Source organism: Erwinia sp. Leaf53 (genome assembly GCF_001422605.1).
Lineage (GTDB): Bacteria > Pseudomonadota > Gammaproteobacteria > Enterobacterales > Enterobacteriaceae > Erwinia.
The window spans coordinates 68,486-82,423 of sequence record NZ_LMLK01000023.1; the positions used below are offsets into that span (position 1 = coordinate 68,486).

Consider the following 13,938-nt stretch of genomic DNA (forward strand, 5'->3'; position numbering starts at 1 on the left):
ATCGGTTGGAATCGTCAGGCAGTGGTATAAGCTCCTTAACTCAATGCTTCCTTCGCGTTCTATTACATCGCACGAACCCCGGATCACGGCTCCGCCATCGTCTGTCAAAAATAAATGTACAGGGACTGCCATATAACTCTCCTTAATTATATTTAATCAAACAACCACTTTCCTGCTTTAGCTGACTCTATAAGCATATTGATAGTAAATGCAGGTACCGGCACCGGTTCCGTCTTTCTGAATGGATTAAGAGAAAAGGGGATGTCCGGAAAGTAGGTTTGTATGTTGAATTTCCCTTTTTCGACATTGAATTTATTGAAGAAATCGTTCATTAAATCCTCAGCTTCAAGCTCATCGATACTAAGATCGGAATTGAGGTCGGTATCGCGATTTAACTCAACCTTTCTGATATTGAAAATGTAGGTGCCTGCATAGGGGCGTATCAGTTCGTAAATCTGATGTTCGACATTATCTACCATATTTTATCTCCTCCCCTTGCGATGATGTTGTAGTCTCGAACTGTACGATAGATGATAGCTGAAACATCGGCAGCCAGGATAATTATGCCAATCAGGGGAATAGAGCGCCCGACAAATGTTCCGATGTTACGCACCATGACTCGCTTTGCCGTCCATGGAGTGTAACCACCAAGCCATGTTGGCATTGAAATTCCGAAAGGAAACTTTGTTTTTTTAAACATTTTCCTGGCTGCTTTCGATGCATAGGATGTTCCCAGGGTAGCACCTACTGGTTTGGGACGAGTACCAAGATTGTTTCGGCCGGATATTAGCGCAACGACAGCGCCAAAATCTGCCGCACCTATGCCGAACTGACTGGCAGTGTTTTCACAAAAAATCATAAACAGAAGTTCCGCCGCGTTGAGATTAGGTTTTCCAGCGTAGAAACAGGTTCCATTTAGCTCTTCTGTCGTGTCCAATTCTCAATCCTTTGGTTGGTATATGAGATGGAGGATATGGGCTGTTTTGAGGGGCGTCTATAAGTGATTTGTTGATTTTTAAGGGTGGGGATATGTTTATAGTTGGTAAGGATGGTGCAGAAGTTTATGCGTATAGAAATCTGTATGACCAAGGATTGAGACGATGAACACGCTCGCCGAACTATGCAATTACCTTTTTAAATAATAACTGTACTGAGTGATTTCTACTCCCATTAGTCAATTGCGGCAAACAGTAGGATAGAATTGAAGAGATCACACAGGGAGTAAAGGGCAACCGCATGACTGCGGTCTGCTTCAACCGACTTCAGGACATTGATAATCTGGTGCTCTATTAACCGTGCTTTACGTATAACGATCACCTCAGGTCAACGTTATCAGTAAGCTGGAAGATATCGGAAAGTGAACGGTACGTTTAGCAGGGATACTTACAGTAACGCTTGGGGTTCAGCGGGCGAATGTTCGCATTACCCATATACAGCCCGTTCGGCTGGCTCAGCGGCATCAGGTAGCCACAGAAGTCGACCAGCGGATCTGCGTGACGCTTGATTTCCAGCGCCTCACCGGACGTCTGCTGCGCCTGCAGCAGCGCACGTGCCTCCTCCGGCGCGGTGAAGCGCTGCATCAGGTGGCGCACGAAAACCGCCAGTTCACCGGCAATCTTCGCCAGCAGCTGCGGGTCGCGCTCGCTGGCCGGTATGGCGTCCGGGAACGGCAGGATAACCCGTCGGCGCGACACGCCGCCGCTGCGGTCACTGAAGCGCATCGGGTTGTTGTTCACCGCCAGTATCACCGCCGGAATGTAGGCCGAGTAGGCGTCGCGGTACTTCGGGTCAATAAGCACGACATCACCGCCGGTAATCGCCTTGATGCCCGCGCCGTCGCCGCTCCAATTCTCCTGATCAGGCAGGATAATAAATGAGTAGCCGACCACGCTGGCATGCTCGCGAGAGGACTCCAGCGTCTCGATGGTGGCCGAGGTGGTGTTGTCCTTTCCGGCGAGCAGCGTGGCTATTTCGGCCATCACGCTCTTGCCGCTGCCGCCCGGTCCCGTTACCTCAAGGAACATCTGCCAGTCGTAGCGGTTGGCCAGCACCATAAACAGCGCCGCTAAGATGCGCTCCTGCTTTGAATGGACGCGCCCGGCACTTCCAGAACGCGGGCGCGTGCTATGCCAGACTTTCGCCCGAAACGGCGGGGGTATAGCTGACGCTGCTCACCTGCGCAGCCAGTTCTCGCGGCGGTGCGGGCTGAAGGTGCCGGTGGTGGTGTCAAACACACCGTTGCGAAAGCTAATCAGGCTGCGTAAACGACCTCCGTCATCCAAATTACCTCACCGTCTAGGGGGCCGCAGAGGTAAGCTTGAGAGCAACTGGCGGGGGTAGGCGCTTACGCAGTTCGTTGTGCGCATTATCGGTGAAAAGCTTCTGGTGCTGGCCAGCGATTTACCAACACGCAATTGTGGCAAGACCCTGAGCTGGCCCAGGTAGGCTTGTACCGCGCGGCGCTGAGGCCAAGTCTAAGAGTGCACCCTAATGTTCCGATACAGCTTGCCGATACTCGTCGGGAACAATTTCATTTTAAGGAAGAGCAATGAAGAATCCGATAACTCAAGAAATGATTATGAGTAGTCTCGATTGGGCATATGAAAAGGCACTTACATCCTTGCCTGGCGTTGATAGTGCTTTTGAGATGGCAGAAGATTACAAAAATCAAGAAGGTACTCTTGAAGATAGGGTCAATTCTCTTATCAGGTGGCAAAATACTAAAGCAGGTACTACGGGATTTCTTACTGGTTTAGGTGGAGCACTGACCTTACCTGTTACGATCCCAGCCAACATTGCTACGGTCTTCTATGTTCAGATCCGTATGATTGCGGCTATAGCTATCATGGGTGGCTATGACGTCAAGAACGATCAAGTTAAATCCCTCGTCTATGCTGCCCTCACGGGTAATGCTGCCAATGAAGTACTTAAGAATACCGGTATACAGTTGGGTACAAAACTTACTACCTCACTGATCAAAAGCATCTCTGGTGAGACGATTAAAGCTATTAATCGTGCAGTAGGTTTTAGACTTATTACTAAGTTTGGACAAACCGGCTTAGTGAACCTTGGGAAAATGCTTCCTATCCTCGGTGGTGTGATTGGCGGTACTTTTGATGCTGTAAGTACAAACATAATTGGAAATGTTGCACGCGATGCTTTTATTAAAGGAAGCCCATTCATTATTGATGGTGAGTTAGTACCTGAACCTGCACCACAAGAGTGAAAGTACTGGCCCGTTCTGTTAAATCACCATCAACACAGCGATTAAATGGATCGGGCTTACTACCCCAACATCATGGCGGGAGATGCATCCCTTGAGCATGAACTGGCCTTCAATAGGCCAAGGCAAGTGAGTGGGACAGGTTGCCTCAGCGAGCAGAAACTGGCAATTTCCAATAGCGTTTTAAACACAAAAAAACCCGCAAAGCTTTCACTTTGCGGGCTTTCAGGACTTCTGAACGGACGATTCTGGTATCGCCGTCGAAGAATTTGGTGGAGCTGGCGGGAGTTGAACCCGCGTCCGAAATTACTACACCGTCGGCACTACATGCTTAGTCAGTCTTTACATTCGCCGGTCAGCTGCGGACAGACACGCCACTAACAGACTAGCCTGATTAGTTTTAGTGCTTCAGCCCCAGGCAAGGCTTCCACACGATCTCTTTTGGGTTTGACCTCTCTTGATCCCCGTCTTAAGAGCGGAAGCTAGGGAGAGAGGGCTCAGAGCAGGGTATTAAGCTGCTAAAGCGTAGTTTTCGTCGTTTGCGACTATTTTTTTGCGGCTTTTAACGAGGCAAACCGCCCCTCGGCATGCTCCTAGGGCTACGCAAATCCCGTCGAATCCAGAATCAGCCCCAAGTACTGTTTAGCAGTATAACAGCAAAACCTGTCGCTTTACCAGAGGCTTAGCGATTGGCGTGCTTCATAATGCGTGCTTTGTCTAATTTCCACTCACGTTCGATGATGTCATCGCGCTTGTCGTGCTCTTTTTTACCCTTTGCCACGCCGATTTTCAGCTTGGCCCAGGCGTTTTTCCAGTACATCGACAGCGCCACCACGGTGTAACCTTCGCGGTTGACCTTACCGAGGATGGTGTCGAGCTCGCGCTGCTTCAGCAGCAGCTTGCGGCTGCGCGTCGGGTCACACACTACGTGGGTAGAGGCGCCGATCAGCGGCTGGAAGGTGGAGCCGAACAGGTAGGCTTCACCATCGCGCAGCATAATGTAGCTGTCGCTGATGTTGGCCTTACCGGCGCGGAGCGTTTTGACTTCCCATCCCTGGAGCGAAAGCCCGGCTTCGAACTCTTCTTCAATGAAGTATTCGTGGCGGGCGCGCTTGTTCTGGGCAATGGTCGCGGAACCGGGTTTATGTGCTTTTTTCTTTGTCATAGTGCCACTTAGTGTACATGAAACGGTGGTTTTTGGCATCCCCCGTCATCTGCCCTGCGGGGGGAACAGGGTATTCTAGCAGATGCCAGGCGGGAGAGAATTTTTGTTTGATTGTCGTCAATGGTATTATTTAGGTGTTCTATGTATAGACAGGAATCAATATGTCACAGATTAGTCGCTCCGCACTGGTGCCGTTCAGCGCTGAGCAGATGTACCGGCTGGTAAACGACGTGGACAGCTACCCGGCGTTTTTACCAGGTTGTACCGGCAGCCGCGTGCTGGAATCCAGCCCGCAGCAGATGACCGCTTCGGTGGACGTGTCCAAAGCCGGCATCAGTAAAACCTTTGTTACCCGCAATACGCTGACCGACAACCAGAGCATCCAGATGCAGCTGGTTGACGGGCCGTTCCGCAAGCTGAGCGGCGGCTGGCGCTTTACGCCGCTCAGCGACGAAGCCTGTAAAGTTGAGCTGAACCTCGACTTTGAGTTCACCAATATGCTGGTTGAGCTGGCGTTTGGCCGCATCTTTAAAGAGCTGGCCAGCAGCATGGTGCAGGCGTTTACCCAGCGAGCGAAAGAGGTCTACAGTGCCTGATATTGCTGTGGAAGTGGTCTACGCGCTGCCGGAGAAGCAGTATCTCTACAGCGTGAAGGTGGCGGAAGGCAGCAGCGTAGAGCAGGCGATTATCGCCTCCGGTCTGCTGGACCTGCGCAGCGACATCGATCTGCAGCAGAACAAGGTGGGGATATTCAGCCGCCCGGTAAAGCTGCAGGACGAAGTGCAAAGCGGGGACCGCATTGAGATCTACCGGCCGCTGCTGGCCGATCCGAAAGAGCTGCGCCGCCAGCGCGCCGAGCGCGCGGAAAAAAAATAAGGCGCCAGGCGCCTTACTTTTAAACTCTTATCGTCTGCCGACCGTCACCGACGGCGGTTCAGCCTTCTGACTTGCTCAGGGCGGCTTTGTTGTCGATATTGGTCAGCGTGCCGTTGCTGTCAAAGGTCAGCGTCAGGGTCTGCTGCTTCACCGGCTCATGGCCTGGCTGCTGGCGGAACACGTAATACCAGACGTTGCTGCCGAACGGGTCGTGCATCATTGGCGTACCCAGGGCGTAAGCAACCTGCTGCTGGTTCATCCCGGTATGGATCTTGGCAACGTCAGTGGCAACCAGGTAGTTCCCCTGATTGATATCAGGCCGGTAAACCACTCGCTCCAGAGTGGAACATCCGGCGGTCAGCATCAGAGCAACCACCGCCGCAGCAGTCAGCGTTTTACAGCGCATAAGTATATTTATTCCTTTGTGGCTTTGGGTATCCCGGTAGGGCAGGGATAGCGATCGGTTTACGACTACGATACCAGCGTAATATACACGTCATCATTCAGGCGATGATAATAAACCTTTCCGCAGTTTAAAACCTCTGCGAAGCAACGATATGACCACAAAGCGAAAGAAAAGTGCCATCGTCAGGCGGCTAACAGCTCGCGGGCGTTGGCCAGCGTGTTGCGTGTGACCTCGCTGCCGCCCAGCAGACGGGCCAGTTCCTGCAGGCGCGCACGTTTATCCAGCGCGTGCATCTGCGTTTCGGTCATCTCGCCGTCGGTCTGTTTGCTGACGAAGAAGTGCTGGTGCCCGCAGCCCGCCACCTGCGGCAGGTGGGTGACGCACATCACCTGGGTCGACTCACCGAGCTGGCGCAGCATTTTACCGACGACCGCCGCGGTCGGGCCGCTGATCCCCACGTCCACCTCATCGAAAATCAGCGCCGGCGTGTCCATCTTACGGGCGGTGATCACCTGAATCGCCAGCGCGATGCGCGACAGCTCGCCGCCGGAGGCGACCTTCGCCAGCGGCTGCAGCGGCTGGCCGGGGTTGGTGCTGACGCGGAAGTCGATGCGGTCGGCGCCCTCGGCGGTCAGCTGCTCAGGGTTAAACTGCAGGTCGATGTTGAAGCGGCCGTGCGGCATCGACAGGGTGTGCATGCTCCCGGTGATCAGCTCGCTCAGCTCGGCGGCGAAGTGCGCGCGGCGCTGGTGCAGATCTTCGGCGCAGCTCAGCGCCGCGGCGTGGTGTTCGCTCACCGCCTGGCTCAGCTCTTCCTGGTCGCTCTCCTGCTGGTCCAGCGCCTGCTGTTCCGCCAGCAGCTGCTGGTAGAACACCGGCAGCTCTTCCGGCGTGACGTGGTGCTTGCGCGCCAGGTTGATCTGTTTCGACAGGCGCTGCTCCAGCTCGTGCAGGCGGTTCGGGTCTAGATCCAGCCGGTCAACGTAGTGGCGCAGCTCGTCGCTGGCTTCGCTGATCTGAATCGCCGCCTCTTCCAGCATGCTGTACACGCCGTTCAGGCGGTCATCCAGCTCGACCAGCTCTTCCATCAGCTGGCGTGCGGTGTACAGCTGGCGTTGCAGGGTCAGGTCTTCACCGTCGGCCAGCATCATCAGCGCCTGCTGGCTGGTTGACAGCAGCTGGCCGCTGTTGGCCAGCCGCTTATACTCTTCGTCAATCTGCTCATACTCGCCGCTGACCGGCGCGAACTCGTTAAGCTCTTTCAGCTGGTACTGCAGCAGTTCGCGGCGCGCTTCACGCTCCTGAGCCAGCTGCTGATGGCGGGCGAGGGCGCGGCAGCTCTGGTGCCACTGACGATAGCGCTGCGCCATATTCTGCACCAGCAGGGTTTCCCCGGCGTAGGCATCGAGCAGGGCTTTCTGGTGATCGGGCTTCAGCAGCAGCTGGTGCGCATGCTGGCCGTGGATCTGAATCAGCGTCTGGCTCAGCTCGCGCAGCTGGGAGAGCGGCACCGAGGTGCCGTTGATAAAGCCGCGCGAGCGGCCGTCGGTGCCGATCACCCGGCGCAGCAGGCACTCGCCGCCGTCGTCAAGGTGGTTATCCTGCAGCCACTGCTGGGCGGTCGGGGTGTCTTTCAGCGAGAAACGCGCGCAGATGTCGGCCCGCGCTGCCCCCTGGCGCACCATATCTGCCTCCGCACGGCCGCCAAGGCACAGCCCGAGCGCGTCAATCGCAATCGATTTACCCGCGCCGGTCTCTCCGGTGATCGCCGTCATGCCGCGCTGAAAGTCGATCTCCAGCTCGCGAACAATCGCGAAATTACTGATGGTCAGTTGTGCCAGCATAGTCATCTTCCTGTATGGAAAAACAGATATGGTTTTTCATACAGTATATACTGGTTTTATAACCAGTAAAGATGGCAATGCAAAAATCAGAATGATTTTTTTGACCAGCCGAGTTTAGAGCTCAGCGTATTGAAATAGCTGTAGTTTTTCGGATGAATCAGGTTCAGGTGGTAGTCGCTGCGGCGGATCAGCACGTCTTCCCCTTCCTGGATCGGCAGGGCGATCTGGCTGTCGCAGCTGATCTCCAGGTCGCTGCGCATATGGGAAAAACGCAGCCGGATGGTGCTGCTGCTGTTGATCACCAGCGGGCGCGCCGAAAGGGTGTGCGGGAACATCGGCACCAGCGCGATGGCGTCCAGCGTCGGCGACAGAATCGGCCCGCCGGCGGAGAGCGAGTAAGCGGTGGAGCCGGTCGGGGTGGAGATAATCAGGCCGTCCGAGCGCTGGGAAAACGCAAAGATCTCATCAATGTAGACCTCGAACTCGATCATATGCGCCACCTTGCCGGGGTGCAGTACCACTTCGTTGATGGCAGTGCCGATGCGCGGCGAGCCGTGCTGGCGGCACACCTGCGCCTCCAGCAGGAAGCGGCTCTCGGTGAAGTATTCACCGTCCAGCACGTCGGCCAGCTGCTGCTGCGCGTTGTCGGGGTCGAGATCGGTCAGGAAGCCGAGGTTGCCGCGGTTAATGCCGATCACCTTAATATCGTAGCGCGCCAGCACCCGTGCGGCACCGAGCATATTGCCGTCGCCGCCCACCACCACCGCCAGGTCCGCCTGGCGGCCGATCTCGGCCAGGGTGCCGGTGGCCACGCCGCTCAGTTTCAATTCGCGGGCGATCTGTTGCTCCACGATCACCTGATAGCCGCGCGCGGTCAGCCAGCGCCAGAGCATTTCATGGGTGGTGAGCGCGGTAGGGTGGCGCGGGTGGCCGACGATCCCGATGCAGTTGAACGGATTATTCATGTTGCTGGCGTTCCTTACGAGGAAAAGTCCCCCGGTAATGTAACTGGTTCCCTTGAAACCGCGATTCTGATCCCCATAATAAGCCAACCAGCGACATGATTATGCACAAACGCGGAGAAATTCATGAGTAGTAAAGAACAGAACACACCAAACGAGCAAGTCTCAGACGATATCGAGATGGAGCAGGCGCAAACCCAGGACGCAGAGACAGCAGCAGAAGGCGTGGATCCGCGTGATGAGCGTATCGCTGAGCTGGAAGCACAGCTGGCGATCTCCCAGGGCGGCGTGCGTGAAGCACAGCTGCGTGCCCAGGCCGAGATCGAAAACATCCGCCGCCGCACCGAGCAGGACGTGGAGAAAGCCCACAAGTTCGCGCTGGAGAAGTTCGCGAACGAACTGCTGCCGGTGATCGACAGCCTCGAGCGCGCGCTGGAAGTGGCCGATAAGACCAATCCTGAGCTGGCTTCAATGATCGAAGGTATCGACCTGACCATGAAGTCGCTGCTGGGCGCGGTGCGCAAGTTTGGCGTGGAAGTGGTCGGTGACGTGCACGTGCCGTTTAACCCGGACGTTCACCAGGCGATGTCGATGATGGAATCGGAAGAGGTTGCCCCGAACCACGTGCTGATGGTGATGCAGCGTGGCTATACCCTGAACGGTCGCCTGCTGCGCCCGGCCATGGTGGCGGTCTCGAAGGCGAAGGCCTGATGACGCCCCCTCCCGCCGCCCGGTGGGAGGGACGATCCCGGGTTGGCCGTACGGCCAGCCCGGTTGATAAATCCCTGGTACGATGGGCTAACGTCCTGACCGACGATTGGCCATATCCATGTGCGACGGACTGATGTCCAGCCGTCACGGTGGATAACACCCAGGTGACAGGGCTGATGCCCAACTCAACGGTTGTGCTCTGCTGCGGCTAACCTCAGCCGTGCGCTGCTTCCACCTTAAACACGCGGATCGCCTGCGACAGCTGCGCCGCCTGCTCCTGCATCGAGTGTGCCGCCGCCGCGGACTCATTTACCAGCGCCGCATTCTGCTGGGTGACCTGATCCATCTGCACGATTGCCTTATTGATCTCATCAATGCCGCTGCTTTGCTCGGCGCTGGCGCTGGAGATCTCCGCCATAATCGCCGTGACGTTGTTGACGCTGGCCAGCACCTCATCCATGGTTGAGCCGGCGGTCGCCACCTGGCGGCCACCCTGATCCACTTTCGCCACCGAATCTTCGATCAGCTGCGCAATTTCTTTCGCCGCCGAGGCCGAGCGCTGCGCCAGGCTACGCACTTCTGAGGCCACCACGGCAAAGCCGCGGCCCTGCTCACCGGCGCGCGCCGCTTCCACCGCCGCGTTCAGCGCGAGGATATTGGTCTGGAAGGCGATGCCGTCAATCACGCTAATGATATCGACGATCTTGCGCGACGAACCGTTAATCATCTCCATGGTGCTGACCACTTGACGCACGGCGTCGCCGCTGGCGGTGGCGACCTGAGAGGCCTGCGCCGCCAGCGCGTTGGCCTGGCGGGCGTTGTCGGCGTTGAGCCTGACCGTGGCGGTCATCTGCTCCATCGCTGAGGCGGTCTCCTCCAGCGAGCTGGCCTGCTGCTCGGTGCGGGAGGAGAGGTCCAGATTGCCGGCGGAGATCTGGCCGGAGGCGGTGGCGATCAGGTCGGTGCCGGAGCGCACTTCGCTGACGATCTGCAGCAGGTTGGCGTTCATATTTTTCAGCGCCTGCATCAGCTGGCCGGTCTCATCCGCCGAGTGCACGGTAATGGTGGTGCGCAGATCGCCGGCGGCAACGTTCTCCGCCACCGTGACCGCTTCACGCAGCGGGCGCACGATCGAACGGGTCAGGAACACGCCCAGCAGCACGGCGGCGATAATCGCCATCGCCGAGAAGAACAGCGTCACCTTAATTGCGGTGCCGGCGTCGGCCACCGCGGTTTTTCCCTCCTGCTGCAGCTGCTGTGACTGGGAGTCGGCAAAGCTGACCACCACATCGAGGAAGGCGTTCTGCGAGGTGGTGATGCTGCGCAGCACAAACTCTTTCGCCGCCGCCACATCGCCGCTGCGCACCAGCACCGCCAGCTGGTCGCGCGCGATATCATATGACGCAGCCGCGTCCTTTACCGCCTGAATTTTCTTTTTGCCGACCACGGAGGTCTGCAGCGCCGCGATGCGATCGATCGCCGCGTTAGTTCGCGCGATGGACTGCTCCATCTGTGCAAAGCGCTTGGTATTGCCCGCCTCGTTGCCGGTATCCAGCACCAGCCCGCGCAGGAATTTAATCTGATCGTTCACCCCGTCGCGCACCTCAAACGCCAGCCGCACTTTGGCGTAGCGATCGTTGACGATGCTGTCGATGGTCTGATTGATATGGTTGATTTTATTCACCGCGGTAGCGCTGACGATGATTAACAGCAGGATGACCAGGCCGAACGCGGCACCGAGCCGCGCGCCGACGCGCATATTTTTAACGAATGACATTGCAGGTTTTCCCTAAGGTTGGACTTAACAGGAAGCATCGGGTGGCTTCTCTTGCTGATTGCATCGGCACCAGTAGGGAAAACTTGATACGCATCAGTGAGCAATCTCACGTTTTTAGGTGAGGAAATGTAAATAATCGTTGAAGCGTAGATCGGGGAGCGTGCAATAAGGGAACAGGGAACAGGGAACAGGGAACAGGGAACAGGGAACAGGGAACAGGGAACAGGGAACAGGGAACAGGGAACAGGGAACAGGGAACAGGGAAAGCAAGGAACAGAGAACGAGGAGCAAGGGACAGCGGACAGGAAACTATTAGCAAGGTTTAATGTAGGCGGTGGGCATGCGCAGCGACACGGTGTACGCAGCTGGCCTGCTGCAAAGCTTGGTGCAGCAGGCCGCTAGTGCGTCGGATCGGCGAAATCAGATCTTGAGCATTTTTACCGTGGCATCCACGTCGATCTCATCCTGTGAGAAGATCAGCGTGGTGCCCTGGAAGGTGGTGATCGCCAGCTTTTTGAGCGTGCGCATCTCTTCGGCAGCGTCGGCAGCGGCTTCGGCTTTTGGCCGGATGTTGCTCATCAGCAGACCCACCGACAGCACGGTGTTCTCTTTATCGATGCGAGGATCGGCCGGCACCTCTTCGCTGTAGACCAGATAAGACTTGATCGAGGTGAGCTTCAGGCGCTCGCCGGCAATGTAGATGTACTTACCTTCTGCCGCCACCTTCACCGCAAAGGCAGATAAGCCTTTGTTGTTGGTGGTCGGCTCAAAAGTCACCGCCGCATCTTTCTTAATCAGCTCCGGGTTGGCGACCTTGATCACATGAAAATAACGGTTATCGCCGTTTTCATCTTTGATAAAGCCAAAACCTTTATCTTTAAACCAGGTTGTGATCGTTCCGTTCATCGCCATTGTTGCCTACTTATAGAGTTAATCTGATCGGTTATTACGGCACATAGTGTAAAACACAATGCCGGCGCAGACCACGCCTTTGCTTACCACATCAGATCGTCTGGCACCTTAAAGTCGGCGTACGGATCGTCTTCATCCTGTTGTTCCTCGGTCAGCGCGCTGTGTAACACGATGCTGCTGGCATCGCGCTGGGCGATTTTTTCGGCGACGATGGCCGGGATGATCGCGTAGTGGCTGTCAGCGCTGCCGTCCACCGTCAGGCGCGCGATGGCGAGGCGGCCGTTAATCAGCTGCGTCTGGGTCGGCTTATCGACGGCGATTTTTTTAATCAGGTTGCCGTCGGTGAAGTTAAAATCGATGCTGCCTTTGTTGATGCTGATGCGGTTCATCTCAATCAGCTGCTTAACCTGGGCTTTGAACTCTTTCGCCAGCGTCGCCTGCTTCTGCTGCTCGCTCAGCTGCCTGTCACGCTCCTGCTGGGATTTTTTATTCTCTTCCACCGCCTCTCTCGCCTCACGCGCCTGCACGCGGGATTTTTTGGCGGTTCTCTGCACCTTGGCCACTTTCTTGCTGGAGACCAGGCCGGCTTTAAGCATCTGCTCTTGTAAGGTTAGTTTTGTCATCTTGGTATCTGGATCCGTTGAAATTTTGTGGAATTATTCCGGCAGTACCGGCTGCCAGTCAATCGGCGTTTCGCCGTGTTCGCTCAGCCAGCGGTTGGCCTGCGAGAAGTGCCCGCTGCCGAAGAAGCCGCGGTGGGCCGAAAGCGGCGACGGGTGCGGCGCCTGCAGCACGTGGTGGCGCTGGCGGTCGATAATGCTGCCCTTCTTCTGCGCGTGCGAGCCCCATAGCAGGAACACCACGCCTTCGCGATGCTGGTTGATGGTGGCGATCACGTTGTCGGTAAAGGTCTCCCAGCCGAATTTGGCGTGCGAATGCGCCTGGCCGCCTTCCACCGTCAGCACGGTGTTGAGCAGCAGCACGCCCTGGCGCGCCCAGCTCTCGAGGAAGCCGTGGTTCGGCCGTTCGAAGCCGGGTATATCGGTAACCAGCTCTTTATACATATTCACAAGCGACGGCGGTACGGCCACGCCGGGCAGCACTGAAAACGCCAGCCCGTGCGCCTGGTTCGGGCCGTGATACGGATCCTGGCCCAGAATCACCACCTTTACCGCGCCCAGTTCGGTCAGGCGGAAGGCGTTAAACACGTCCTTCTGCGGCGGGTAGACGGTCTTACCCGCCGCCCGCTCCGCGCTCACCTTCGCCAGGGTTTCACGGAAGTAAGGTTTCTCTTTTTCCTCAGCCAGCACGTCGTGCCAGGTCATGGTATTGACCATTACCCTCTCCTTATCAAAAACAATCCGGCTAGCTTAACGTGGTTTGCCTGAGCGGGACAGATTGATTTGCGTCAAAACGCCGCGGGCGGCGGGCTGGTATACAGGTAGGCTCAACACACTGGCCGCAGAATGACGGTGGCGGAATGCCTCCGCTGCCGCCCGGCCCGGAGGATTAAGATGATTAGCGGAATTCAAATTACCCACGCCAGCAATCAGGACCTGCTCAACTCGTTCTGGCTGCTGGACAGCGACAGCGAGCAGGCGCGTTGCCTGTGCGCCAGAGCCGGTTACCAGCAGGACCAGCTGGTGGCGATCGCCGAACTCGGCCCGATCGAGTACCGTGAGCTGCCGCTGGAGGTGAAGCCACAGGTGAAGATTGAGGGAGGGCAGCACCTGAACGTCAACGTGCTGAGCCGTGAAACGCTGGAAGAGGCGGTCAAGGATCCGGAAAAATACCCGCAGCTGACCATTCGCGTCTCCGGCTATGCGGTGCGTTTTAACGCGCTGACGCCGGAACAGCAGCGTGATGTGATTACCCGTACCTTTACCGAAAGCCTGTAAGCCCGGGCGCTAACCACGCCACAACCTGTACGGCATCGCGAGTGCTGCCCGCATCGGGGCAGCGCCTGCGGTGCCGTTTTTCGGCTACGCCCCGCGTCGGCCCGCTGGTTAACCTGCCAGACGCAGGCAGGTCGGGTTATCGCACGGACGGAGCTGGGTTAATC

Annotated in this window: 15 protein-coding genes, 1 other RNA gene and 1 pseudogene; 5 read left to right on the plus strand and 12 right to left on the minus strand. The window is 56.7% G+C overall.

From position 1 onward, the window contains the following. Positions 1 to 152: 152 nt before the first annotated feature. From ASF13_RS16565 to ASF13_RS16575, 3 genes and pseudogenes are all read right to left on the minus strand, one after another. Positions 153 to 479: a DUF1493 family protein gene (locus ASF13_RS16565; protein WP_056238737.1), complete on the minus strand. Its 327-nt coding sequence runs from the start codon at positions 477 to 479 to the stop codon at positions 153 to 155. Then, complete coding sequence (locus tag ASF13_RS16570; RefSeq protein WP_056238741.1) at positions 473 to 937, minus strand: STM2901 family protein; 465 nt, start codon at positions 935 to 937, stop codon at positions 473 to 475. Before ASF13_RS16570 ends, ASF13_RS16565 begins: the two co-directional genes overlap by 7 nt. A gap of 451 nt (positions 938 to 1,388) precedes the next feature. After that, positions 1,389 to 2,261, minus strand: a pseudogene (locus ASF13_RS16575) (DUF5906 domain-containing protein); the annotation flags it as partial. Positions 2,262 to 2,548: 287 nt separating this feature from the next. On the opposite strand from ASF13_RS16575, the gene ASF13_RS16580 reads away from it, so the two are divergent. Further along, positions 2,549 to 3,226, plus strand: a complete 678-nt coding sequence (locus ASF13_RS16580; protein WP_056238745.1) for an EcsC family protein — start codon at positions 2,549 to 2,551, stop codon at positions 3,224 to 3,226. Between the two features lie 267 nt (positions 3,227 to 3,493). Here ASF13_RS16580 and ssrA read toward each other — a convergent pair. Together ssrA and smpB are read right to left on the minus strand one after the other, a co-directional pair. Beyond that, positions 3,494 to 3,856: a transfer-messenger RNA gene (gene ssrA, locus ASF13_RS23695) on the minus strand. A gap of 49 nt (positions 3,857 to 3,905) precedes the next feature. Beyond that, positions 3,906 to 4,388 carry an SsrA-binding protein SmpB gene (gene smpB, locus ASF13_RS16585; protein WP_056238748.1) on the minus strand — a complete coding sequence of 161 codons (483 nt, stop codon included), beginning with the start codon at positions 4,386 to 4,388 and terminating at the stop codon, positions 3,906 to 3,908. 161 nt (positions 4,389 to 4,549) lie between these two features. Here smpB and ASF13_RS16590 point away from each other — a divergent pair, with 161 nt between their 5' ends. Both ASF13_RS16590 and ASF13_RS16595 read left to right on the plus strand, forming a co-directional pair. Next, positions 4,550 to 4,984, plus strand: a complete 435-nt coding sequence (locus ASF13_RS16590) for a type II toxin-antitoxin system RatA family toxin (RefSeq protein ID WP_056238750.1) — start codon at positions 4,550 to 4,552, stop codon at positions 4,982 to 4,984. Then, positions 4,977 to 5,264, plus strand: a complete 288-nt coding sequence (locus tag ASF13_RS16595) for an RnfH family protein (protein ID WP_056238755.1) — start codon at positions 4,977 to 4,979, stop codon at positions 5,262 to 5,264. The genes ASF13_RS16590 and ASF13_RS16595 overlap by 8 nt, the downstream gene beginning before the upstream one ends. A gap of 58 nt (positions 5,265 to 5,322) precedes the next feature. Here the strand turns inward: ASF13_RS16595 and bamE are convergent, their stop codons facing one another. From bamE to nadK, 3 genes are all read right to left on the minus strand, one after another. Beyond that, entirely contained in the window at positions 5,323 to 5,670 is a 348-nt protein-coding gene (bamE, locus tag ASF13_RS16600) for an outer membrane protein assembly factor BamE (RefSeq protein WP_056238758.1), read from the minus strand. A gap of 182 nt (positions 5,671 to 5,852) precedes the next feature. Beyond that, on the minus strand, positions 5,853 to 7,514 hold the full coding sequence (gene recN / locus ASF13_RS16605; RefSeq protein WP_056238760.1) for a DNA repair protein RecN: 1,662 nt from the start codon (positions 7,512 to 7,514) through the stop codon (positions 5,853 to 5,855). A gap of 86 nt (positions 7,515 to 7,600) precedes the next feature. Beyond that, positions 7,601 to 8,479 (minus strand): NAD(+) kinase, encoded by an 879-nt coding sequence (nadK, locus tag ASF13_RS16610; protein WP_056238763.1) that lies wholly within the window; start codon positions 8,477 to 8,479, stop codon positions 7,601 to 7,603. A 123-nt stretch (positions 8,480 to 8,602) separates the two neighbouring features. On the opposite strand from nadK, the gene grpE reads away from it, so the two are divergent. Further along, a complete protein-coding gene (grpE, locus tag ASF13_RS16615) occupies positions 8,603 to 9,187 on the plus strand; it encodes a nucleotide exchange factor GrpE (protein WP_056238766.1) in 585 nt (194 codons plus the stop codon). A 214-nt stretch (positions 9,188 to 9,401) separates the two neighbouring features. On the opposite strand, the gene ASF13_RS16620 is transcribed toward grpE, so the two are convergent. From ASF13_RS16620 to ung, 4 genes are all read right to left on the minus strand, one after another. After that, on the minus strand, positions 9,402 to 10,964 hold the full coding sequence (locus tag ASF13_RS16620) for a methyl-accepting chemotaxis protein (RefSeq protein ID WP_056238769.1): 1,563 nt from the start codon (positions 10,962 to 10,964) through the stop codon (positions 9,402 to 9,404). A 420-nt stretch (positions 10,965 to 11,384) separates the two neighbouring features. Then, positions 11,385 to 11,876, minus strand: coding sequence for a cold-shock protein (locus tag ASF13_RS16625; protein WP_056238774.1), 492 nt, complete (start codon positions 11,874 to 11,876; stop codon positions 11,385 to 11,387). An 83-nt stretch (positions 11,877 to 11,959) separates the two neighbouring features. Next, positions 11,960 to 12,499, minus strand: a complete 540-nt coding sequence (locus ASF13_RS24430) for a DUF2058 domain-containing protein (protein ID WP_056238775.1) — start codon at positions 12,497 to 12,499, stop codon at positions 11,960 to 11,962. Positions 12,500 to 12,532: 33 nt separating this feature from the next. Continuing rightward, entirely contained in the window at positions 12,533 to 13,213 is a 681-nt protein-coding gene (ung, locus tag ASF13_RS24435) for a uracil-DNA glycosylase (RefSeq protein WP_056238778.1), read from the minus strand. Positions 13,214 to 13,390: 177 nt separating this feature from the next. On the opposite strand from ung, the gene grcA reads away from it, so the two are divergent. Then, entirely contained in the window at positions 13,391 to 13,774 is a 384-nt protein-coding gene (gene grcA / locus ASF13_RS16640; protein WP_056238782.1) for an autonomous glycyl radical cofactor GrcA, read from the plus strand. Positions 13,775 to 13,938: the final 164 nt, after the last annotated feature.